Genomic DNA, 21,620 nt, shown 5'->3' with positions numbered 1-21,620 from the left:
AGACACCATGCACACCACCGCCACCCCCACCGGTCCCGTGCTCAGCGCCTGGCGCGACTACGACGAGGCCGCCTGCACCCTGCCGGGCATGAGCCTGGGCCTCCTCGATCCGGACGGCCCGCCGGAGGAGCAGGCCGGCCGGCTGTGGGATCTCGGGGTACGTCGGGTGCGGTTCGCCCAGGAGATCGACCTGACCGCCGTCGACGAGCCCGGCGCCGCCGCGAACGCGGTCCAACGCCTGTGCCTGATACGGGATCTGACGGCCCGTGCGGTCCTGGTGCAGTGGCAGCTGCGGCTGCCGGCCGAGCCCGACGACGGCTGGCGCGACCTCAGCCACCTCCAGCCGCCCCGCACCCTCACCGGCCCCGCCGACCCGGCCGCCGCCCTCGCCCGCTGGCGTGACGAGCACTACCTCTGCAAATGCCTCTGGCGCCAGGGTCCGGGCTTCGTCCAGATCCGGGACCGGCGCTGGGGCGACCTGCGGCGCTTCACCGCGGACGAGCCCGACTACCGGGAGGCGATCGGCAGGCTGGCGTACGGCGCCCCGCTGTCGGCGGTGCCCGAGTCCATCGCCGCCGACTTCCTGGCGGAACGGCTGATCGCCCGCACCGGACCGCTGCTGTGGTGGCTGCCGTACCGGGTGAACCGGTGGATCCAGGAGGCGATGGCCATCTGAGGCCCGGGGGCGGGCCGGTGGCCGGACGTCACGGCGTACCGGGCTCCGGCCGCCCGCGCCCCTCGGGCATCCGCTGCTCGAACCAGACGACCTTGCCGGTGCTCAGCCGCGTCGCGCCCCAGCGCTGCGCCAGCTGGTCGACCAGGAACAGGCCGCGCCCGCCCTCGTCGCCCGACTGGGCGCGCCGCATCCGGGGCACCTGCGGGGAGTCGTCGCCCACTTCGCACCGCAGCACATCGGTGCGCAGCAGCCGCAGTGCGATCGGCCGGGAGGCGTAGCGCACCGCGTTCGTCACCACCTCGCTGACCATCAGCTCGGTCGCGTCGAGCAGCGGGTCCAGGTCCCAGCGGCGCAGTGCCCGGCGGGTCAGCTGCCGGGCCCGGCCGGCCGTCTGCGGCTGGGGGCTGAGGAACCAGTACGCGACGTTGCGCGGCGGGAACCCGTCGAACCGGGCGGCGAGCAGCGCCACATCGTCGTCCAGGCTCTCCGGGTCCACGACGTTCAGCACCGCGTCGCAGAGCACGTCCAGCGGCGGCGAGCCGAGCACGTCGGCGGCGGCCTGGAGACGGGCACGCAGCAGTTCCACCCCGGCCCGGACATCCCGTCCCCGGGACTCGACCAGGCCGTCGGTGTAGAGCACCAGCGTCGCTCCGGTGGGCGCGGGCATCTCCACCGCCTCGAAGGGCACCCCGCCCACCCCGATCGGCGCCCCGGGCGGCAGCTGGAGCACCTCCCCGAACCCGTCCGGGTGCAGCAGCAGCGGAGGCGGATGACCGGCGTCGGCCATCAGCAGCCGCTGCGCGATCGGGTCGTAGACGGCGTAGAGCACGGTCGCCAGGTGCGCGCTGCCCAGTCGCCGGGCCTGCTCGTCGAGATGGTGCAGCACCTCCTCCGGCGGCAGGTCGAGCCCGGCGAGGGTCTGCACGGTGGTGCGCAGCTGGCCCATGATCGCGGCGGCGGCCATGGAGTGCCCCATGACGTCGCCGACGACCAGCGCGACGCGGTTGCCGGGCAGCGGGATCGCGTCGTACCAGTCGCCGCCCACCTGGGAGGCGGCGGCAGCCGGAAGGTACCGGCTGGCCAGCCGGACGCCGGTGGTGGTGGGGAGCGAGGAGGGCAGCATGGTCAGCTGGAGCGCGTCCGCCACGGAGGCCTCGCGGTCGTAGTCGATCGCCTTGTCCATGCCGAGCGCGGTGTGGGTGGCCAGCTGGGAGGCGATGAGCAGATCCTCGTCCGTGAAGGCGGAGCGGCCGGCCCCGCGCAGCAGGGCGACGGTGCCCAGGACGTGCCGGCGGCCGTACAGCGGGGCGACGATCAGCCGCCGGCCCGGCGCCGGAGTCGCCGGCGGGCTCGTCACCGGCGCCAGCAGCGCGGTCACCGCGGGCTCCAGCCCGGGGGCGTCGCCGAAGACGGGCCGCCCGGCCGGCAGGATCCGGACGAGCCGTCCCGTCACCGTCAGGGGCGCGAACTCGGCGTCCCCCGCGGGCGCCCCGGTGACCGTGGCTTCGGGACCCTGGGCGATGCTGTGCAGCCGCAGGACGATCGGCTCGGCCGGGGGCGTCTCCCCGGTCGGCAGCGGATCGCGCAGATGGACGAGGAGGGTGTCGGCGAACGCGGGGATCGCGGCCCGGCACAGTTCCCCGAGCGTGTCGTCCCGTTCGCTGCCCCAGGCGATCCGCCGGGTCGCCGATTCGAGGTAGCGCAGCCGGTCGGTCCGCGCCTCGGGATCACGCTCCGCATCCCCGCGGGCACCCTCGGCGGACTCGCCCCCGGGCCCGGCGGTGAGCCTGCCGGGTCCTCGGTGGGGGGTGGGGGGCTCCATCACTCGTGGGTGTCCGTCCGGTGGGGGCCGAGACGTGCGCGGCGGGCTCAGTCGCGCCGCCGGCAGTGGAGGAAGAGCTGTTCCTCGGGCGGGACGTCCGAGATCGCCGGGGCGTAGGTGTACGAGGACTCCTCGACGACCTCGAACTCCGCCTCCTCGATGACCTTGCGCAGGTCCTCCCGCAGATAGCCGGTCACCCGGATGGTGTTGCCGAGGAACGGGATCGTGAAGTGGTCCACGTCGGCCTCCACCATCGACAGGGCGAACAGGCCGCCGGGAACCAGCAGGTCGTGGACCTCGTGCAGCACGACGGGGATCTCGGCCCGCGGCAGCATCAGCAGGGAGAAGAAGGCCGCGACGGCGTCGAAGCGGCCCAGCCCGTCGGGGCCGCCGGGCGTCAGGCCGGCGATGTCACGGCGGTGGAACGTTGCGTCGGGCACGTACTTGTGGGCGAGGTCGATCATCCCGCGGGACAGGTCGACACCGACCACCTCGCACTCCGCGTCCACCAGCTGCTGCGCGGACGGCAGGCCCGTCCCGCAGCCCAGGTCCAGTACCCGGGAGCCGCCGGGCAGCGCGCCGATCAGCCAGGCGCCGGCCGCCAGCTGCCCCTCCTTGGACGGGAACGCCTCGTCGTAGCGGTCACCGATCGCATCGAACGCCTCGGCCTGGCCCTCGCGGTCGGGCCGCGCGCCCTCGGTGCCGGTCCCGTCGTCCTCGAAACCGGTCTCCAGGAATCCTTCGCTCACGAATTACGCCTCTTCACGTGCGTCTATTCGATTACCTCCATCATGCACCCCCTCGCCGCGCCCCCGCCCGTACGGACGGCGGGCCGGGCCCGGCCGCATCCGGCTGGTGCGCGGCCGGGATTCGTGCGGCGGGCCCGGGGCAGACGGCAGTACATCCTCGACGGCGGGGCCGAGGCACTCAGGAGGCGACATGGACGCAACAACCGCGATACCCGGTGCGGGCGGCCGGCTGGTCCGGCGCGGTGCGCGCAGCACCGCGATCCGTACCGCGGCACGCTGCGGATTCGCCGCACGGGGCGTGATCTACCTCCTCGTCGGCGTACTGGCGCTGCGGATCGCCTTCGGCGACTCCCACGAACAGGCGGACCGGGGCGGGGCGCTGGCGGAACTCGCCACCCGGCCCTTCGGCAGCCCGCTGATCTGGGCACTCGGCCTCGGACTGGCGGGAATGGCCCTGTGGCGCCTCACCGAGGCGCTGATCGGCGCCTCGGGACCCGACGGGCACAAGCCCCACAAGCGGCTGCTGTCCCTGGCCCGCTTCTTCTTCTACGCCACCGTCTCGTTCTCCGTCCTGGCGTTCGCCGCGGGCCGCAAGGGCGACGGAAGCGGGGCCAGCGACCGGCAGTCCCGGGACGCGACCGCCCGGGCGCTCGAACTCCCCGCCGGACCGTGGCTGGTGGCGGCCGCCGGAGTGGGCATCGCCGCCGCCGGGGCGTGGATCGCGGTGCGCGCCGTCCGCCGCCGGTTCCACAAGGACCTCCGGCGGGAGGAGATGCCGCGGCGCGTTCGGCAGGTCGTCGATGTGCTCGGTGTCGGGGGCGGCGCGGCCCGGGGCTGTGTGTTCGCCGCGGCCGGGGTGTTCGCCGTGCGCGCCGCGGCCCACCACGACCCGGGGAGCGCCAAGGGCATGGACGACACGCTCCGCTCCTTCGCCGACACCGCCGCCGGCCCCTGGCTGCTGGTCGCGATCGCGGTGGGCCTCGCCCTGTTCGGCGCGTTCTCCCTCGCCATGGCCCGGTGGCGCCGGCTCTGAGGGGACGCGGCGGGTGCGGACCCGCCGCACCGACGACCGCGGGCGGGCCCCGGCCAGATGGCCGGGGCCCGCCCGCGGAACAACGCTTCCGGTCAGCGGTCGCTGAGCATGCCGGTGCGCAGCTTGGTCAGGGTGCGGGTGAGCAGCCGCGAGACATGCATCTGGGAGACGCCCAGCTCCTCGCCGATCTGCGACTGGGTCATCTCCTGGCCGAAGCGCAGCTCGATCAGCTGGCGCTCGCGCGCGTCGAGCTGCTGCAGCAGCGGCGCGAGGGTGTGGAGGTCCTCGACGGCCCCCATGGCCGGGTCCTCCTCGCCCAGCACGTCGGCCAGGGCGCGGCGCTGGTGGGAGGGGTCGGGGTCGGTGGGGGTGTCCAGCGAGCCGGCGGAGTAGCCGTTCGCCGCGACGATCCCCTCGATGACCTCTTCCTCGGACAGCTGGAGATGGGCGGCCAGCTCGTGGACCGTGGGGTCGCGGTCGAGGCGGAGGTGGAGCGCTTCCTTGGCCTTCGCCAGGTCGCTGCGCAGCTCCTGGAGCCGGCGCGGGACGTGCACCGCCCAGCCGGTGTCACGGAAGAACCGCTTGATCTCGCCGAGGATGTACGGCACGGCGAACGTGGAGAACTCGACCTCACGGGAGAGGTCGAAGCGGTCGATCGCCTTGATCAGCCCGATCGTGCCGACCTGGATGATGTCTTCCATGTCGTCGCCGCGATTGCGGTAGCGGCGCGCGACGTAGCGCACCATCGACATGTTCATCTCGATGAGGGTGTTCCGCGCGTACTGGTACTCGTGCGTGCCCTCTTCGAGAAACCGCAGCCGGTCGAAGAACTGCCGCGACAACTCCCGCGCGTCCCTCGGCGCCACCGCGCTCGGGCACTCGACCTCCGGCAGTGCGGTGGCCAGCTCGGAGTGCTGCTCGGTCATGGTGTCGTTCACGACGGTGGTCATCATGCCCTCCCCGCGCGCCCGGCCCACGCGGACGCACAGCGCCCGCCTACCCACCATGAACACTTCCATGCAAGTGACCTGCGCCTCATGATCGCATCTCGTCACCCGAGGCGGCCGGGGGCCGGCCGCCTCTCGGTTCGCGGCTGCCTCCTGCGGTGGGCCGGCAGGCAACTCGCCGGGGCGTGGCCGGTCGTGGAGCGCTTCGTACGACCGGACCACCGCGCACCGGCGCCGGTGCCCCGCTCACCCCACCGGGTCCGGGCCGCCCTCCGTCCCGTCCTCCGCACCCCGCGGCAGCGAGGCCGCCGCCAGCGCGAAGAGGGCCTCCTCGGGGCTGGCGTGGACCGGCATGGAGACACTGAGTCCGGTGAGGTCGAGCAGCCGCAGGACCACGGGGGAGACCGCGGCCAGCCGCAGGCTGCCGTCCACCCGCTTGGTGTCGTTGCACGCCCGGATCAGGACGTTCAGGCCGGAGGAGTCCATGAACGGCACCGCCCGCAGATCGAGTACGAGATGCTGCCGGCCGTGCACCAGCTGATTGGCGAGCTGGTGGTGCAGCATGGTGCCGGTCTCCGCGTCGAGGTCGCCCTGCACGACCACGAGCGCCACCTGCGGATCGATGACGGACACTTCGACGCTCAACTCATCGGTGCTCACCATGCGTGCCTCATCCCTTCGCCACTGATCAACGGTGGCGGTCGTGTACCCACTCGTCCTCCCTTCAGTCGGGACGGCGCACGACGCGGTGGCACGCGGTGCCGGCGCAGGTCGGGGGCCCGCTCGTCACTCCGCCAACTCCCGTGTGTCGAGCGGGAGTTTCCAGGTGTTGCGGCGGTGTGCGGCCTCGAAGGCGTGGTGCAGGGGAGAGGGCGGTACGGCCAGTACCGGGCAGCGGGCGCGGGCGAGGCAGTGGCGGGCGACGGAGGGCCACACGGCGCGCCGCAGCCTGCCGCGGGCGCCGGCTCCGACCACCAGCAGATCGTCCCTCCGGTCGGCGGCCGCCAGCAGTACCGTGCCCGGCTTCCCGAGCACCACCAGACACTCCAGGGGCACACCGGGCCCGGCCTCGCCGAAGGCGTCCTCCAGCGCGGTCAGCAGCCGTGTGCAGGCCATCCGGCGCCAGGCGGCCAACGGCGCCGGGCACGGTCCGCCGCGGTGGGCGATGTCGCCGCCGGGCGGCTCCCAGGCCAGGACGGTCCGCAGATCGCCGCCGCGGAGCCGGGCCTCGTCGGCGGCCCGGTGCAGCGCCGTCAGACTCCCCAGCGAACCACTCACCCCGGCCACCACGCGTCGAACGCCCGGTCGCTCCATCGGTCATGCTCCTCGTGCTCGGTGTCCTGCCTGCTCCCTCGCCTTCATCGAACGACCGCCGGCGGGGCGCAGCCGCGTCCTTGGCGCCTTCCTTACGCGGGGACCGGGGACCCTGACGCCGCCATGACGGCCGTGGCCGTCGGGTGGGGCGACGGCCGACGGCCGACGGGCGCGGGTGGTCAGCCGACGTGGACGCGCGGGCGCCGGTCCCGGTCGGGTTCGGCCTCGCGGAGGACCTCGCGGGTGACGGGGGCGACCTCCCCCTGGCCGAAGAGGAAGTAGCGCAGGAACTGGGCGAAGGGGTTGCCCTCGGTCCACTCGAAGTAGATGTGCGGCCGGTCGCCGGTGACCTCGCGGACGTGCAGCAGCAGCGCGGCCAGCGCGTTGGAGACGGCCGGGCTCTCCAGGCAGAGCACGCGGTAGCGGCCGTGCAGCACCTCGCCGCGGACCCGCAGTTCGCTCTCGAACTCGGACGGGTCGCCCACGGTGACCTCGACGAAGACGAAGTCCTCGGACGCCGGGATGTCGTTGTCCGCGCGGATCTGCTGGAGCTTGTCGCGGTACTCGGCGACATCGCGCCGGTCGGGCTCGTTGGCGATGAAGCGGATCCTGCGCTGGGCGATGTCGCGGATGAACCGCTCGGCGATCCCGTCGAGCACGACGCTGGTCACCCGCAGCTCGAAGGCCCGGGCGAGGCGCGAGAGGAACGACAGCAGGATGATGCCGGTGATGAAGCAGGCGCCGATCTTGACGCCGTCGGGGCGCTCGATGACGTTCGCGACGGTGGTGTAGAGGAACACCACGGCGATCACGGCGAAGCCGATCCACCAGCCGTGCTCGCCGGCCCGCCGGGCGGCGAGGGTCACGGCGATGGCCGCGGAGCTGATCAGGACCAGTACCCCGGTGGCGTACGCGCCGCCCTGGGCGTCCACATCGGCGTCGAAGAGCCAGGTCACGAGGAACGCCACCAGGGTGAAGACCAGCACCATCGGCCGCACCGCCCGCGCCCAGTGGGGCGCCATCCCGTAGCGCGGCAGATACTGCGGCATCAGATTGAGCAGTCCGGCCATGGCCGAGGCACCGGCGAACCACAGGATGGCGATGGTGGACACGTCGTACACGGTGCCGAAGGCGGAACCCAGATACTCGTGGGCGAGGTAGGCCAGGGCGCGCCCATTGGCCGAACCCCCGGGCTGGAAGGCCTCCTTGGGGATGAGCAGGGTGGTCACGAAACTCGTGATGATCAGGAAGACGCTCATGATCACGGCAGCGGTCGTGAGCAGCTTCTTCGCGCCGCGGATCCGCCCCGCCGGCCGTTCCTCGGTGTCGTCGGGGTCGCCCTCGATGTGGGGCATCACCGCCACCCCGGTCTCGAACCCGGACAGGCCCAGCGCCAGCTTCGGGAAGACCAGCAGCGCCACACCGACCATCGCCGGCACGTTGCCGTGCTCGGCGGTCAGCGCCCGGGCCCAGTCGGGGACGAGGTGTGCCGCGGTGACCACGTGCCACAGCCCCACGCCGACCACGACGGCGTTGAGCCCCAGGTAGAGGGCGACGAGGGCGACCGCCACCCCGATCGCCTCCAGGAACCCCTTGAGGAACACCGCGCCGAGCAGGGCGATCAGGACCAGCGTGATCACCAGCTCCCGGCCGTGCAGGGCCGTGCTGACGTGCGGGTTCTCCACCAGGTGCGTGGCCGCGTCGGCCGCCGACAGGGTGATCGTGATGAGGAAGTCGGTGGCGGCGAAGCCCAGGAGCGTCAGGACGAACAGCTTGCCCTTCCAGAAGGACAGCAGCCGCTCCAGCATCGCGATCGAACCCTGGCCGTGCGGGCTCTCCCTGGCCACCCGCCGGTACACCGGCAGCGCCCCGGCGAGCGTCACCACGACCAGGACGAGGGTGGCGACCGGCGACAGCAACCCGGCGGCCAGCGCGGCGATGCCCGGCTGATAGCCGAGGGTGGAGAAGTAGTCCACACCGGTCAGGCACATCACGCGCCACCACCGCTGTCCGCGGGCGGTGCTCTGCGGGGTGGCGTGCGGCCCGGGATGGTTCTTGGCCATGTCGGCCAGCCCCTCCAGCATCCACGCCCGGAGGCGAGGGCGCACCGCTGTCCTCGGTGAACCGGCGGAGGCGGCCATCGTTGAGCTCCTGTCGTAGCGCTGGCGTACCGCGAAAGGATCGAGCCATCGACGCGACGGCCAGGTCAGGCTACGCATCCACGGCCTGCTCGCCGGGGAGTCGCCGCCGTGGCGGCGCCCGTGTCCACCGGAGTGGGGGCAGGGCTGTGGCGGCCCGGGTGAGCGCCTGACGGAGCCGCCCACGGGACGTGATGGTCGGCCGCGGGCCGGGGGAGCCGTCAACGCCCTCTCCCAGGGCACCAGTTGCCTGTCCGTGCGCCTCCGCCCGCGCCTCCGTCCCCGCCTCGCGGGCCTTCTCCCGCGCTGGCCGGTTACTGAGGGGAAACCTCAGATCTCACACAAACCTTGCAGCTCAGCGTTGATCCGCCACCCGAACGGTGCCAGGGTTTCGGGAATTCTCCTGCACGCCACCTCAGCGAATCCTGGAGGCCATATGGCTGTCCGTCGTGCCGCTGTCGCCGCCGCGTCCGCGGCAGCGCTCAGTCTTTCCCTGCTGGCCACGTCCTGCACCACCAATGGGACCGCGGCCGCCGCCGCATCAGCGCCCTCGGCGCCCGCGAAGAAGGCGGTCGCCACCGGCAGCGGCGGCGCGGTGTCCAGCGTCAATCCCTATGCCTCCCGTGCGGGGCTGGAGGTGCTGCGCAAGGGGGGCAACGCCGTGGACGCGGCGGTGGCCACCGCCGCGGCCCTCGGCGTGGTCGAGCCCTACTCCGCGGGAGTGGGGGGCGGCGGCTACATGGTCTACTACGACGCCAAGGCCAAGAAGGTACGCACCATCGACGGGCGGGAGACCGCACCGGCCACCATGCGCGCGGACTCCTTCCGCGACCCCAAGACCGGCAAGCCGCTGCCCACCGACGACGTGATCAATTCGGGGCTGTCGGTCGGCATCCCCGGCACGCCGGCCACCTGGGACACGGCACTCAAGGACTGGGGCACGGTCTCCCTGTCCAAGGCGCTGAGCCCGGCCACCCGGATCGCCGACGACGGCTTCGTGGTCAACAAGGAGTTCCGGGCCCAGACGGCCATGAACGAGAAGCGCTTCCGCAACATCAAGTCCACCACGGACCTGTTCCTGCCCAAGGGCGAGCTCCCGGTCGTCGGCTCCCGCTTCCGCAATCCGGACCTCGCCAAGACCTACCGGCAACTCGCCGATGAGGGCGTCGGCGCGCTCTACCACGGCGGCATCGGCCGTGATGTGGTGCGCACCGTCCAGAAGCCTCCGGTGGCCCCCGGCGCCGAGCACAAGGACCGGCCCGGCCTGATGAAGCAGAGCGACCTCGACCGCTACACCACCGAGCGCCGCGACCCGACCCGGACGAAGTACCACGGCCTGGACGTCTACTCCATGGCCCCGTCCTCGGCGGGCGGCACCACGGTCGGTGAGGCGCTGAACATCCTGGAGAACTTCCACCTCTCCAAGGCCGACAAGACCCAGGCGCTGCACCACTACCTGGAGGCCAGCCGGATCTCCTTCGCCGACCGCAATCGCTGGGTGGGCGACCCGGCGGCGTCGGACGTGCCCACCAAGCCGCTGCTCTCCAAGGAGTTCGCCAAGAGCCGGGCCTGCCTGATCCGTTCCGACAAGGCGCTGAAGAGCCCGCTGGCCCCCGCCGACCCCCGCCACCCGGACTCCGGCTGCACGCAGAAGACCGGCAGCAAGCAACCTCATGAGGGACCGTCGACCACCCACCTGGTCACCGCGGACCGCTGGGGCAACGTCGTCTCCTACACCCTGACCATCGAGCAGACCGGCGGCTCGGCCATCACCGTGCCCGGCCGCGGCTTCCTGCTCAACAACGAGCTGACCGACTTCGACTTCGCGCCCCTGACCAAGGGGACGCCGGACCCGAACCTGCCGGGCCCGGGCAAGCGCCCGCGCAGCAGCATGTCGCCGACGATCATCCTGCGGGACGGCAAGCCGATGATCGCCGTCGGCTCGCCGGGCGGCGCCACGATCATCACGACCGTGCTGCAGACCCTGGTCAACCGGCTCGACCTCGGCATGTCACTGCCGGCGGCGGTCGCCGCGCCGCGCCTGTCGCAGCGCAACGCGGCGCAGACGGAAGCCGAACCCGCCTTCTTCGACACCCCCGAACGCAAGAAGCTGGAGGCGATGGGCCACCGGTTCGTCCTGGCCCCGAAGGCCTTCACGCCGTCACCGGAGATCGGGGCGGTGGCCGCGCTGGAGTTCCTGCCCAAGGGCAAGATGACAGCGGTGGCCGAACCCGAGCGCCGCGGCGGCGGGTCGGCCATGGTCCTCCACGACTCCCGCTGACGCCCGACCGCTCCCCGCTGAACCCCCGTCGTCCCCCGTCGCGCCTTCGAGCGGCGGGGGACGAGGCCGCGTTCGGGGGCGTCGGCCGCGTTCCGCCACCCCGTGCGGCGCTCCTGTCCGCCGTCGGCGGAACGCCCGCTGTCCGACGTGACGGGCTGTCAGGATGACCCGATGGCGCACGATTCGGCGGTACGCCGCCTCGACCTCGGGTACTTCATCCGGCCCGCCTCGGAGACCGGGGGCCCGCTCCCGCGCGTGGAGCCCGTGCTGGCCTACCTGGTCCGCCACGCGCGGGGTCTGCTCCTCTTCGACACCGGCATCGGCCACGCCGACCCCGGGACCGAAGCCCACTACCGCCCCCGGCGGCGCCCGCTGCAAGACGCCCTCACGGCGGCCGGTGTCACCCTCTCCGACATCTCGCTGGTGGTGAACTGCCACCTCCACTTCGATCACTGCGGAGGTAACCCCCTGCTGGGCGGCAAGCCGATCCTGGTCCAGGAGACGGAGCTGGCCACCGCCCGCCAAGGTGACTACACGATCGACGCCCTCATCGACTTCCCCGGCGCCCGCTACGAGGAACTCACCGGCGAGGCCGAGGTCCTGCCCGGCATCTGGATCGTCCCGACGCCCGGCCACACCGCAGGACACCAGTCCCTCGTGGTCCGCCGGGGCGACGGCACCGTGCTCCTCGCCGGCCAGGCCTACGACCGCGCGTCCGACTTCGCCACGGACCACCTCGCCCATCGCGCCGCCCGGGACGGCGCGGACGTGCAACCTCCCGCCCACCCGTGGTGGGACCGTCTCACCGGCTTCGACCCACGGCGGGTGCTCTTCGCCCATGACGGCGCCCTGTGGGAACCGCCGGCCGCCCCCTGGCGCCCCCACGTGCGGGAGACTGCTGCCCGGTCGGGTCAGGCTCCCGGTCGAGTCCGGCGGGCGGTCGACCGCGTCCGCAGGCCCCGACGCGCCGCCTGATCCGCCGGGTTGGGTACGCTCCCACCCGGGAGGTCCGGCGGCGGTGCATACGGGACGGTGCGTGCGAGCAGGGGGCGCCATGGCGCGTCTGCTGTTGGTCGTGGTGCTCGCGGTCGGCGTCTTCGTGATGCATACCGTCGGCCATCCCGACGGGGCCGCGGCGGCCGGTGAACATGCCATGGCCGCGGGCCACACCACCGGCACGGCGGCGATGTCCGGGGCGCCCGCCGTCTCCGGCACCCCGATGCGGCAGGGCGCGCCCGCCCACTCCGCGGGCCGGGGAACGTCCGGCGAGCCGTCCTCCCACTACACCCCGGGGCCCGGCACGGGGATGAACATGGCCTCGCTGTGCCTGGCGGTGCTCGGCGGTGGGGCGCTCATGATGCTGCTGGGCGCGGCGCTCACCCGGACCCCCGGATGGCCGGCGGACCTTCTCGCGAAGGCCGTCGTCCTGCCGCGGCCCGCCCCGCCGCCCGCCCCTCCCGATCTCACCCGGTTGTCCGTCCTGCGGATCTAGGCCGACCCGACTCGCGGCCGCGCACTGCGCGCGGTCCGCGACGCCGCGCACGCCAGAAATCCGCAGCACCGACCACACGAGGTGTCTTTCCATGAACTCCGTCCAGCGCGCCGTCCCTCGTCCCCGCCACCGCCGCCGTCTCGCGGCCGTCGGGATCCTCGCCACGGGAGCCCTGCTGCTCGCCGGATGCGGCAGTGACGACGCGAAGAACACGGCCCCAGGGAGCGGCGACGCACCCACCACCGCGCGGAAGTCCGCGTCGAACCCGGCCCCGGGGGCGTCCAACGACGCGGACGTCACCTTCGCGCAGAGCATGATCCCGCACCACCAACAGGCCGTCGCCATGGCCCGGCTGGCCGACGGCAGGGCCTCCGACCCGGAGATCACGTCACTGGCGGCGGCGATCGCCAAGGCCCAGGGACCCGAGATCACGACCATGCGGGCATGGCTCAAGGCGTGGGGCGCGCCGGCGCCGTCCGCGCACGGCATGCCGGGCATGGACCACGGCAGCGGCGACATGGACGGCATGCCCGGCATGGCCGGGATGATGTCCGCGAAGGACATGACGGACCTCAAGGCCGCCCGCGGCAAGGACTTCGACAAGAAGTTCGCGCGGATGATGATCGGCCACCACAACGGTGCGGTCACCATGGCCAGGGACGAGCGGCGCAACGGCCGCAACGCGACCGCCAAGAAGCTCGCCGGTGACGTCATCGAGCACCAGACCGCCGAGGTCGCCATGCTGCGCAGGCTCCTCGACCGACTCTGAACCCGCTCCGTACGCAACCCCGTTGCGGGCCTGTCGCCGGCAGGCCCGCACGGGGGTGCGCGGCGGCCGGGCCGGGTCCGTCGGCCGGCCCGGCTCCGGCCCGCCGCCCGGGAAACTCCCTCGCGCCCGTGCCGCGACATCGACTACACAGGCGTCCGTGCCTGATTCCTTTCCGCTTCGCCCCGTCACCGATGCCGAGTTCGCGATCTGGGCCCGCGTCATCGCCGACACCTATGGCGAGGACCGGTCCGACGAAGACCTCGCCCGCGAACGCGACACCGTCGAACTCGACCGGACCCTCGCGGCATTCGACGGTGACACTCCCGTGGCCGGGGCAGCGGCCTGCACCCGTTCGCTGACGGTGCCCGGGGCCGTGCTGCCCGTGGCGGGTGTCACCTGGGTCGGTGTGGCCCCCACCCACCGCCGCCGCGGCATCCTCACCGCGATGATGCGCAGACAGCTCACCGCACTGCACGAGGGCTGCCGGGAGCCGATCGCCGTCCTCCGTCCCGCCGAGGCCGGGATCTACGGGCGGTACGGCTACGGCCCGTCGTCGCGCGGAGCCCCGCTGCGCGGCGACAAACGCGCCATGGTCTTCCGCCCCGGCACGGATTTCGGGGCGGGACACATCCGGCTGCTGGACCGTGCGCAGGCCCGTCCGATGATCGAGGCGGTGTACGAGCGGGTGCGTCTCGGCGCGGTCGGCTGGCCCGCCCGTACCGCCCGCCTGTGGGACGTCCGCCTCCACGACGAGCCGCAGGCGCGGGACGGCGCCGGTGCCCTGCGGTACGCCGTGCACCGGGAACCGGACGGCCGGGCCACCGGGTACGCCCTCTACCGGCTCAAGAGCGAACGGGACATCTTCGGCGCGAACGCCGGCGTCGTGCAGGTCATGGAGCTGACGGCGGTCTCCCGGACGGCGTACGCCGCGCTGTGGCGCTTCCTCGCCGGGATCGACCTGGTGCCGTGGATCGCCTACGAGGCGGCGGTGGATGAGCCCCTGCCGCATCTGCTGACCGACCCCCGGGCGGTGCGTTCCGGCGAGGTGGATCGCCTGTGGGTACGGCTCGTCGACGTCGACCGCGCGCTGGCGGGGCGCCGGTACACCACGGCGCTGGACGTGGTCCTGGACGTCGAGGACCGCTTCTGCCCCTGGAACACCGGCCGCTACCGGCTGCAGGCGGACGGCGAAGCAGCCCGCTGTGCACGCACCTCCGCAGCCCCCGAACTTCGGCTCACCGCAGCTGAGTTGGGGGCGGCCTACCTCGGCGGTACCACCCTCACCGCTCTCGCCGCCGCGGGCCTGGTGGAAGAACTCCGGCCAGGCGCACTGGCCCACGCCTCCACCGCCTTCCGCGGTGCCCGGGAGCCCTTCTACCCCGGCGGCTGGGCCTTCCCCGCGTACTGAGCCCCGCGCCAAGGGCGACGAACGCGGCGCGCGACAACGACGGGCCCGGCGTCGGATGACGCCGGGCCCCTGTGCCAACTCGTCTCACTTCATGCGGAGTTCACCGGTTCCTTGATGATGTGCGCTTCCGGGCCCGACCGGTTGTGCCGCTCGGTCCAGGCCGTCAGGGCCGTGGCGCAGGCGTGGTCGAGGTGGCGGACGCCGGACAGGTCGAGTTCCACCGGACGGTCCGACGGCAGCTCCTCCAGGGTGTCGAGGATCCGCGGCAGCCGGAGGAAGGTGGGGTTGCCGCTCAGCGACACGGTGATCGGGCCGGTGCCGGTGTCCCGTGTGCGGATCCGCAGGTGCGAGGCCTCCCAGGCCGACTTGGCCACGGAGAGGGCGAGACCGATCAGCACCCCCTCGAACATGTTCACCAGGAGGATCGCCAGCGCGGTGGCGACCAGCACGACCGCCTCGGAGCGGTGCTCGCGCCACAGGGCGGGGATCCGGTCCAGCGGCAGCAGCTTCCAGCCCGCGTGGACCAGCACCCCGGCGAGCGCCGCCATGGGGATGACGGACAGGACGAAGGGCAGCAGCGCGGCGAACAGCAGCAGCCACACGCCGTGCAGGACCCGGGACGCCTTGGTGCGTGCGCCGGCGTCGACATTGGCCGAGCTGCGGACGATGACCGCCGCCATCGGAAGCGCGCCCAGGGCGCCGCACAGGGCGTTGCCCGCTCCCTGAGCCATCAGCTCCTTGTCGTAGTCGGTGCGCGGGCCGCGGTCCATCCGGTCCACGGCCGCGGCGCTGAAGAGGGTCTCCGCCGAGGCGATCAGGGCGATGGCGATCACACTTCCCAGGACCCCGACCTGCGCCAGCTGCCCGAAGTCCCCCGGATTGACCAGGTGCACGGCCTTCAGGAGTCCGCTGACCTGCACCTTCTGCACGTTCAGACCGAGGAGCGCGGTGGCGCCGGTGGCCAGGGCGACGGCCACCAGGGGGCCGGGCACCGTGCGCAGGGCCCGCGGCGCCTTGCGCCACAGCACCATGACCGCGATCGTCGCGACACCGATCGCCAGCGCGGACAGCGACTGCGGGGACTGGAAAGCCCCGGTCACCAGGCCCGGTATGCCGGTGATCTTGCCCGTTCCGCTCGACGGGGCCGTCCGGTCGGCCAGGGCGTACACCTGGCCCGCGATGATGACCAGGCCCACACCGGCGAGCATCCCCTCCACCACGGAAACCGACACCGCTCGGAACCACCGCCCCCACCGCAGCGCGCCCAGCAGCACCTGCAGCAGGCCGGCGGCGATGACGATGACACCGAGCGTCGCGACGCCGTAGGTCTTGACGGCTTCGAGGACCAGGACGGTCAGTGAGGCGGTCGGGCCGCTGACCTGGAGGGTGCTGCCGGGCAGCAGCCCGACGACGAGGCCGCCGACGATGCCGGTGAGCAGACCGGCCTCGGCGGGCAGGCCGGAGGCCACCGCCACACCGACACTCATGGGGAGGGCGACCAGAAGGACGACCACGGATGCGCCGAGGTCGCGTCCGAGAACAGGGGGAAGCATCAGAACCTTTCGTCGGTGGGTCAGGGAGAGAGACGATGCTGCGCCGGGCTCAGAGGGGCCCGAAGCCGTCCTGGCCGGCGCGGCGGGCGGTGACCCGGCCGGTGTGGACCTCGTAGCACCAGCCGTGAAGGTGCAGCGGACGGTCCGCGGCACGGGCCGCCACGCACGGGTAGCCGCGCAGCCGCTCGATCTGGGTCCGCACATGGGCCTGGACGGCCTCGACGATCGGATCGCCGGGATCGCGGCCGGCGACCGCGTCGGCGGCGCGCGGCGGAGGCTCGTTGTCCAGCAGCGTGCGCAGGGCCGGTACGGCGGTCAGGTCCTCGCCGCGCAGCAGTGCGCCGACGGCCCCGCAGTGCGAATGGCCGCACACCACGATGTGCTCGACGCCGAGGACCTCGACGGCGTACTCGATCGTCGCGGCCTCGCCCGAGCACCGCTCGGCGTCGTAGGCCGGCACAATGCCGCCGGCGGTGCGGAGTTCGAACAATTCCCCCGGCCCGGCGCCGGTGAACAGCGACGGAATGACCCGGGAATCCGAGCAGGTGATGAAGAGGGCCTGCGGTGCCTGTCCGTCCGCGAAACGGCGGAATTCCTCGGCCCGCTCGCCGAATCTCCTGGCGTTCTCCATGAGCAGTTGCACGTCGGCCGGCTCCTTCGGTCTGTCGACTCGTGGACGGGCCGCCGCTGGTCCGGCGGCCGTATTCCAAGACCGTGTCAGAGCCCACCTGAAGCCAAGCTGAAGTCCGTTCCTGCTGGTGCCGGGGCGGCTCGCGCCCATGGTGCCGCGGTGCGCGGCCGGACCTGTGCCGCTGCGGCGCCTATCCAGCCAGATCGCCGGCGGCACCGTCGGCGGGGTCGGCCTCGTCGACATCGCGGCCGCGGTGGCCAACGGCGTCCACCACGCCACGGGCACGCGCCTGCGCTCCCTGCCCCGCACACTCGACGCGCCGGTGTGAGCGGGCCGGTCGGCGCCCCGGGGCTAAGCCTCCGGGGCGATCAGGCCGCGGAGCAGGGGAGCCGCGAGCCGCACGATGTCCTCCACGTCGGCCTCGGCCAGGTCGGGCAGGTGCAGCAGATGCCGCTGCGAGGCGATGCCCATCATCATCGCGCCGAACAGCGCGGCGCGCAGCCGCGCTTCGGGGCCGTCGATGGCGGCGGCGAGATGATCGGTCACCTCCGTGGTGACATGGCGGCGCAGCAGCTCCGCGGCCTCCTCGCTCGTCATGCTGGTCCGCAGCAGCACCGCCATGGGCGTGTCCTGATCCGCCGCCCAGTGGTCCAGCATGCCGCGCAGCCGGTTCTCCACCACCTGGCCGGGGTCGCCGGTGGTGAGGGCGTCGGGCGGGAGGCGCCAGCGCACGGCCTCGCGGAACAGCTCCTGCTTGCTGCCGAAATACTGGATGACGGAGGACTTGTCGACCTCGGCCTCGGCCGCGATGGCACGGATGGTGGCCCGCTCGTAGCCGACCTCCGCGAACCTGCGCCGCGCGGCCGCCAGGATGCGCCGACGGGTGCGCTCGCCCTTGCGCTCCGGAAGCGCCGCCTCCGCGCACGGGCCGTCCGCGCCGGTGTGGTGCGGCGCGGCCTGTCCGGACGCGTTCGCCGCTGCATCGGCGCAGGTCACAATCGGTCCCCTTTCCGGTGCCGGGCCCTGATGCTACAAGCACCTCCGCGCGGCACCGGGGTCTCGTGCCGCGACGGCCGCCCGGCTCAGCCGGCCAGCGCCGCCGCGTCCTCCACCAGCCGGTCGAGGTCCGGCAGTGCATGCGCCCGGCGCTGGAAGCCCTGGGCGCGGGAGCGGTAGGAGTCGTCCTGCAGCACGGTGCGCAGGGCCGTGGACAGCGTCTCGCGGGTGACGTCCTCGGCCTTGAGCCGGACGCCGACACCCAGCTCCTGGAGCCGGGCGGCGTTGTGCGACTGCTCGGCGAACAGCGGCACGGCCACCATCGGCACTCCGGCCGACAGCGCCTCCCGGGTCCCGTTGAAGCCCGCGTGCGTCAGGAACAGATCGCTGGACTGGAGCAGGAGTTCCTGCTGGACGAACGACGTCAGATGGACGTTGTCGGCGCGCGGTCCCTCCCACTGCTGCGGATCGCGTTCCGCGCCCAGCGCCACGACACCGGTGACCGGCAGCTCCGAGAGGGCCTCGATGATGGTGTGCAGCAGGGTGGAGGCGCCGCCGGGCAGCCGCGGCGCGTTCGAGCCGAGGGTGGCGAGGACGAGCGGCCGGTCGACGGGGAGCCGGGCGATGTCCGGGTCGAGGGCGCCCCGCGACGCCTGGGCGGGCACCCGGTAGTGGCGGGCGCCGGGCAGCCGGCTGACCGTGGGGTAGAAGTCCTCCGGAACGACCCCGGCGCGGAAGGCGCGGAAGGGGTGCCAGGAGTCGGCGACCGGCTCCAGACCGAGTGCGGTGCGCTGCCGGTTGAGGGCGTCCTTGACGGCCGGGTGGGCGTAGGGCGCCATCGGGGCGATGTCCAGCGCCCCGTGCGGAATGCCGAGGCGCTCGGCCGCCAGATAGCCGCCGTACTCCGTCGACTCGTGCAGGATCAGGTCCGGCCGCCAGTCCCGCGCCAGGTCGAGAACGCCCTGTGCGCAGGGGCCGGCCAGCTCCCCGATGAAGGCCGCCGCGAAGAACTCCGGCTGCAGTTCCACCGTCACCGAACCGATGTTCTCCATGCCCTCCGGACGCTGGAGCCTGCCCGCCTGCATCACGTCCCCCAGCGCCTTGACGTCGGGCAGCGTGAACGCGGTGATTCCCCGCTTCTCTATGTGCTCGACGACGGCGGCCCCGGTGGCGACGGCCACCTTATGACCCGCCCGCCGGGCGGCTTCCGCCACGGGCAGCACCAGCGGGGCCAGATGCGAATAACTCGCCTGTGCGGTGATGAGAATGCGCATGATGCTCGCTCTCCACGATGCGGACCCGAGCGCCGCGCGCGGCGCCCCGCCGCGGTCTCCACGGCCGATTCCAAGAAACTCAACAAGTGTTGAGAATCTATCACCCAGGACTGACAAGACGGCCAACGCCCCTGTGGAAAAGGCCCTTTGAGGGCACGCGGCACATCCGGGGGAGGGGCGTGACAGCCGGCGAGCTTCACGTGCCCGCGTGGGCGCGGTGAAGCCGGACCGGCGGGCGGAGAGCCTGGGCCGGTTCGACGAGAGCGGCCGCCTCGCCGGGGCCGGACCGGTGCTGGGAGCTGTGACGCGCTGTGCCGAAGCTGCGGCGCTCCCTCGCCTGTCGGCGGCGGGCCATCGACTGGCACGCACCGGACCTCGAACGGTGGCGGGAGCCGCTGCTCGCGCGACTGAAGTCGCGGTGTGCCTTCTCGGTCAGGATGGGGCCGCCGGTGGTGACACGCCGCTGGAGCGCCGACGTGGTCAAGGCGGCGATCGCCGACCCGCGGACGCGGCGGCCGGGCGACGTCGAGGCGACCTCGCACGAACCGCTACGGCGCTTCCACCAGCCGCAGGCGCGAGGTCCAGCCGCACAACGCGCTGCAGTGGCGGATGATGACCGACGCGTGCGAACTCGGCGCGGAACTCTGCGACTTCCGCGGCATCACCGGCACCCTCGACGAGGCGAACCCCCTCCTGGGGCTGCCCCGCTTCAAGGTCGGCACCGGCGGCCAGGCCGTGGAATACCTCGGCGAGTGGGACCACCCGCTCGCTCCACAAGCTCCTGCACAAGGCCGTCGGCCGTTACCTGTCCAGGCGCTGAGGCGCCCCCCGCCGACGGCCGGGGCGCGGGGCCCGCGCACGGGTGCCGGCGTCACGGACGGGCCTGCCCACGGGTGCCGGCGTCACGGACGGCGCGCCGCCCTCGGGGGGACGGGCCCCTCCGGGATGCCTACTCGAAGCGCGTGACGTCGCCCGCGCCCCGGCGGACGATGTCGAGGACGCCGCCGGAGAAGTCGAGGACCGTGGTCGGCTCCGTGCCGCAGTCACCCGAGTCGAGCACCGCGTCCACCACGTGGTCGAGCCGCTCCTTGATCTCCCAGCCCTGGGTCATCGGCTCCTCCTCGTCGGGCAGGAGCAGGGTGCTGGAGAGCAGCGGCTCGCCGAGTTCGGCGAGCAGGGCCTGGGCGACGGCATGGTCGGGAATCCGGACCCCGACCGTCTTCTTCTTCGGGTGCATCAGCTGGCGCGGCACCTCCTTCGTCGCGGGGAGGATGAAGGTGTAGCTGCCGGGGGTCGACGCCTTGATCGTGCGGAACACGTCGTTGTCGATGTGCACGAACTGCCCCAGCTGGGCGAAGTTCTGGCACACGAGGGTGAAGTGGTGACGGTCGTCGAGATTGCGGATCGACCGGATCCGGGCGATGCCGTCCCGGCTGCCCAGCTGGCATCCCAGAGCGAAACAGGAGTCCGTCGGGTACACGACGAGCGCGCCGGAGCGGATGCTGTCCGCCACATTGCTGATGGTGCGGCGCTGCGGGTTTTCCGGGTGCACGTCGAAATACTTTGCCATCCGCCGAGTGTAGGTGATCAGCGCCGTCGTGCCCCTGGGGCGACCACGGGGTTTCCGGGGCGGCCACGCCGGTCACCACCCCCTGTCACCGTCCGGCCGCGCTCAGGATGCGCGGGCCCGGAGGACGACGAGACTGAGGGGCATGGCAGAGCAATCCCGCACGCGGACTCGGTCATCGTCGCCGGCTGCCCGCAAGCGCACCGAGGACTCCGGCAACGCGCCCGGGGAGATGGCCCGCCGCGCCGCCGAACTCCTCCAGGGCCTGATCAGCCATCAGGCCGAGGGCGTCACCGCGGTGCGCCGGACCGATCACGGCTGGTGCGTCGAGGTGGACGTGCTGGAGCTGCTCCGCATCCCCGACACCACCAGTCTCCTCGCGACGTACGAGGTGCGGCTCGACGCCGACGGCGAGCTGCTCGAGTACTACCGCACCCGCCGCTACCGGCGCGGTGCGGCAGATGAGTGAGCACCCCGCCGCCACCTGCTGAAAGGACACCTCGGATGGGCACCACGACGTATGCCGGACTGTCCGGTGAGGTGGTCCCCTGCCCGCCCAGGGCAGGCACGTTGTACGACGTCATGGAGCTGATCCTCGACCGGGGCATGGTGATCGACGTCTTCATACGGGTGTCCCTGGTGGGGATCGAGATCCTCAAGATCGACGCCCGCATCGTGGTCGCCAGCGTCGACACGTATCTGCGGTTCGCCGAGGCGTGCAACCGGCTCGATCTGGAGCGGGATTCGGGCAGTGTCACCGTGCCCGAGCTGTTCAGCGGCCAGGCCGCCAAGGGCATCGGAAAGCGCAAGGTCAAGGACGCCGCCAAATCCGTGGGCGAGACCGTCCGCTCCGCGGTGGGCGCGGGCGACGACTCGGACGAGGACGCCGAGAAGAAGCCGCAGCGCCGCCGCAGCACCGCCCGCACGGGCGCCGCCTCCCGCCGGCGGCGCGCAGAGGAGGACTGAACAC

Annotated in this window: 21 protein-coding genes and 1 pseudogene; 11 read left to right on the top strand and 11 right to left on the bottom strand. The window is 72.8% G+C overall.

Translation table 11 applies throughout. The annotated features are described in order from the left end of the window. Positions 1-7 precede the first annotated feature (7 nt). On the top strand, positions 8-676 hold the full coding sequence (locus ACQP17_RS02045) for a DUF5825 family protein (protein ID WP_433854638.1): 669 nt from the start codon (positions 8-10) through the stop codon (positions 674-676). 28 nt (positions 677-704) lie between these two features. On the opposite strand, the gene ACQP17_RS02040 is transcribed toward ACQP17_RS02045, so the two are convergent. Both ACQP17_RS02040 and ACQP17_RS02035 read right to left on the bottom strand, forming a co-directional pair. Then, complete coding sequence (locus tag ACQP17_RS02040; RefSeq protein WP_433854637.1) at positions 705-2,498, bottom strand: ATP-binding SpoIIE family protein phosphatase; 1,794 nt, start codon at positions 2,496-2,498, stop codon at positions 705-707. Positions 2,499-2,545: 47 nt separating this feature from the next. Further along, on the bottom strand, positions 2,546-3,247 hold the full coding sequence (locus ACQP17_RS02035) for a class I SAM-dependent DNA methyltransferase (protein ID WP_433854636.1): 702 nt from the start codon (positions 3,245-3,247) through the stop codon (positions 2,546-2,548). Positions 3,248-3,437: 190 nt separating this feature from the next. On the opposite strand from ACQP17_RS02035, the gene ACQP17_RS02030 reads away from it, so the two are divergent. Continuing rightward, a complete protein-coding gene (locus ACQP17_RS02030; protein ID WP_433854635.1) occupies positions 3,438-4,280 on the top strand; it encodes a DUF1206 domain-containing protein in 843 nt (280 codons plus the stop codon). A gap of 92 nt (positions 4,281-4,372) precedes the next feature. Here ACQP17_RS02030 and ACQP17_RS02025 read toward each other — a convergent pair whose 3' ends face one another. The 4 genes from ACQP17_RS02025 to ACQP17_RS02010 form a co-directional block, all read right to left on the bottom strand. Beyond that, positions 4,373-5,230 (bottom strand): RNA polymerase sigma factor SigF, encoded by an 858-nt coding sequence (locus ACQP17_RS02025; RefSeq protein ID WP_433859810.1) that lies wholly within the window; start codon positions 5,228-5,230, stop codon positions 4,373-4,375. 243 nt (positions 5,231-5,473) lie between these two features. Then, positions 5,474-5,890, bottom strand: a complete 417-nt coding sequence (locus ACQP17_RS02020; protein ID WP_433854634.1) for an STAS domain-containing protein — start codon at positions 5,888-5,890, stop codon at positions 5,474-5,476. A 123-nt stretch (positions 5,891-6,013) separates the two neighbouring features. Next, positions 6,014-6,541: a universal stress protein gene (locus tag ACQP17_RS02015; RefSeq protein ID WP_433854633.1), complete on the bottom strand. Its 528-nt coding sequence runs from the start codon at positions 6,539-6,541 to the stop codon at positions 6,014-6,016. A gap of 179 nt (positions 6,542-6,720) precedes the next feature. After that, positions 6,721-8,682, bottom strand: coding sequence for an amino acid transporter (locus ACQP17_RS02010; RefSeq protein ID WP_433854632.1), 1,962 nt, complete (start codon positions 8,680-8,682; stop codon positions 6,721-6,723). A 433-nt stretch (positions 8,683-9,115) separates the two neighbouring features. On the opposite strand from ACQP17_RS02010, the gene ggt reads away from it, so the two are divergent. From ggt to ACQP17_RS01985, 5 genes are all read left to right on the top strand, one after another. Then, entirely contained in the window at positions 9,116-10,960 is a 1,845-nt protein-coding gene (ggt, locus tag ACQP17_RS02005; RefSeq protein WP_433854631.1) for a gamma-glutamyltransferase, read from the top strand. 171 nt (positions 10,961-11,131) lie between these two features. Further along, positions 11,132-11,935 (top strand): N-acyl homoserine lactonase family protein, encoded by an 804-nt coding sequence (locus ACQP17_RS02000; RefSeq protein WP_433854630.1) that lies wholly within the window; start codon positions 11,132-11,134, stop codon positions 11,933-11,935. Between the two features lie 79 nt (positions 11,936-12,014). Next, positions 12,015-12,452, top strand: coding sequence for a DUF6153 family protein (locus ACQP17_RS01995; RefSeq protein ID WP_433854629.1), 438 nt, complete (start codon positions 12,015-12,017; stop codon positions 12,450-12,452). Between the two features lie 91 nt (positions 12,453-12,543). After that, positions 12,544-13,221: a DUF305 domain-containing protein gene (locus ACQP17_RS01990; RefSeq protein ID WP_433854628.1), complete on the top strand. Its 678-nt coding sequence runs from the start codon at positions 12,544-12,546 to the stop codon at positions 13,219-13,221. A 157-nt stretch (positions 13,222-13,378) separates the two neighbouring features. Further along, positions 13,379-14,629, top strand: a complete 1,251-nt coding sequence (locus tag ACQP17_RS01985; protein ID WP_433854627.1) for a GNAT family N-acetyltransferase — start codon at positions 13,379-13,381, stop codon at positions 14,627-14,629. Between the two features lie 89 nt (positions 14,630-14,718). Here ACQP17_RS01985 and ACQP17_RS01980 read toward each other — a convergent pair whose 3' ends face one another. Continuing rightward, complete coding sequence (locus tag ACQP17_RS01980) at positions 14,719-16,182, bottom strand: SulP family inorganic anion transporter (RefSeq protein WP_433854626.1); 1,464 nt, start codon at positions 16,180-16,182, stop codon at positions 14,719-14,721. Positions 16,183-16,231: 49 nt separating this feature from the next. Beyond that, positions 16,232-16,825 carry a carbonic anhydrase gene (locus ACQP17_RS01975; RefSeq protein ID WP_433854625.1) on the bottom strand — a complete coding sequence of 198 codons (594 nt, stop codon included), beginning with the start codon at positions 16,823-16,825 and terminating at the stop codon, positions 16,232-16,234. Between the two features lie 136 nt (positions 16,826-16,961). On the opposite strand from ACQP17_RS01975, the gene ACQP17_RS01970 reads away from it, so the two are divergent. Next, on the top strand, positions 16,962-17,141 hold the full coding sequence (locus tag ACQP17_RS01970; RefSeq protein ID WP_433854624.1) for a hypothetical protein: 180 nt from the start codon (positions 16,962-16,964) through the stop codon (positions 17,139-17,141). Between the two features lie 23 nt (positions 17,142-17,164). Here ACQP17_RS01970 and ACQP17_RS01965 read toward each other — a convergent pair whose 3' ends face one another. Both ACQP17_RS01965 and ACQP17_RS01960 read right to left on the bottom strand, forming a co-directional pair. Then, positions 17,165-17,809 carry a TetR family transcriptional regulator gene (locus tag ACQP17_RS01965; protein WP_433854623.1) on the bottom strand — a complete coding sequence of 215 codons (645 nt, stop codon included), beginning with the start codon at positions 17,807-17,809 and terminating at the stop codon, positions 17,165-17,167. Between the two features lie 86 nt (positions 17,810-17,895). Continuing rightward, positions 17,896-19,083 carry a glycosyltransferase gene (locus ACQP17_RS01960; protein WP_433854622.1) on the bottom strand — a complete coding sequence of 396 codons (1,188 nt, stop codon included), beginning with the start codon at positions 19,081-19,083 and terminating at the stop codon, positions 17,896-17,898. Between the two features lie 131 nt (positions 19,084-19,214). Between ACQP17_RS01960 and ACQP17_RS01955 the strand changes: the two are divergent. Continuing rightward, positions 19,215-19,903: pseudogene (locus ACQP17_RS01955) on the top strand (peptidoglycan bridge formation glycyltransferase FemA/FemB family protein). Positions 19,904-20,032: 129 nt separating this feature from the next. Here the strand turns inward: ACQP17_RS01955 and ACQP17_RS01950 are convergent. Then, complete coding sequence (locus ACQP17_RS01950) at positions 20,033-20,653, bottom strand: L-threonylcarbamoyladenylate synthase (RefSeq protein ID WP_433854621.1); 621 nt, start codon at positions 20,651-20,653, stop codon at positions 20,033-20,035. A gap of 142 nt (positions 20,654-20,795) precedes the next feature. Here ACQP17_RS01950 and gvpO point away from each other — a divergent pair, with 142 nt between their 5' ends. Both gvpO and gvpJ read left to right on the top strand, forming a co-directional pair. After that, entirely contained in the window at positions 20,796-21,119 is a 324-nt protein-coding gene (gvpO, locus tag ACQP17_RS01945) for a gas vesicle protein GvpO (protein WP_433854620.1), read from the top strand. A gap of 35 nt (positions 21,120-21,154) precedes the next feature. Beyond that, positions 21,155-21,616, top strand: coding sequence for a gas vesicle protein GvpJ (gvpJ, locus tag ACQP17_RS01940; protein ID WP_433854619.1), 462 nt, complete (start codon positions 21,155-21,157; stop codon positions 21,614-21,616). The last annotated feature ends 4 nt before the right edge of the window (positions 21,617-21,620 follow it).

It is taken from the genome of Streptomyces kronopolitis (assembly GCF_050953795.1).
Lineage (GTDB): Bacteria > Actinomycetota > Actinomycetes > Streptomycetales > Streptomycetaceae > Streptomyces > Streptomyces kronopolitis_A.
The sequence above is the reverse complement of the archived record's forward strand: the minus strand, read 5'-3'. Positions and strand labels throughout refer to the sequence as shown.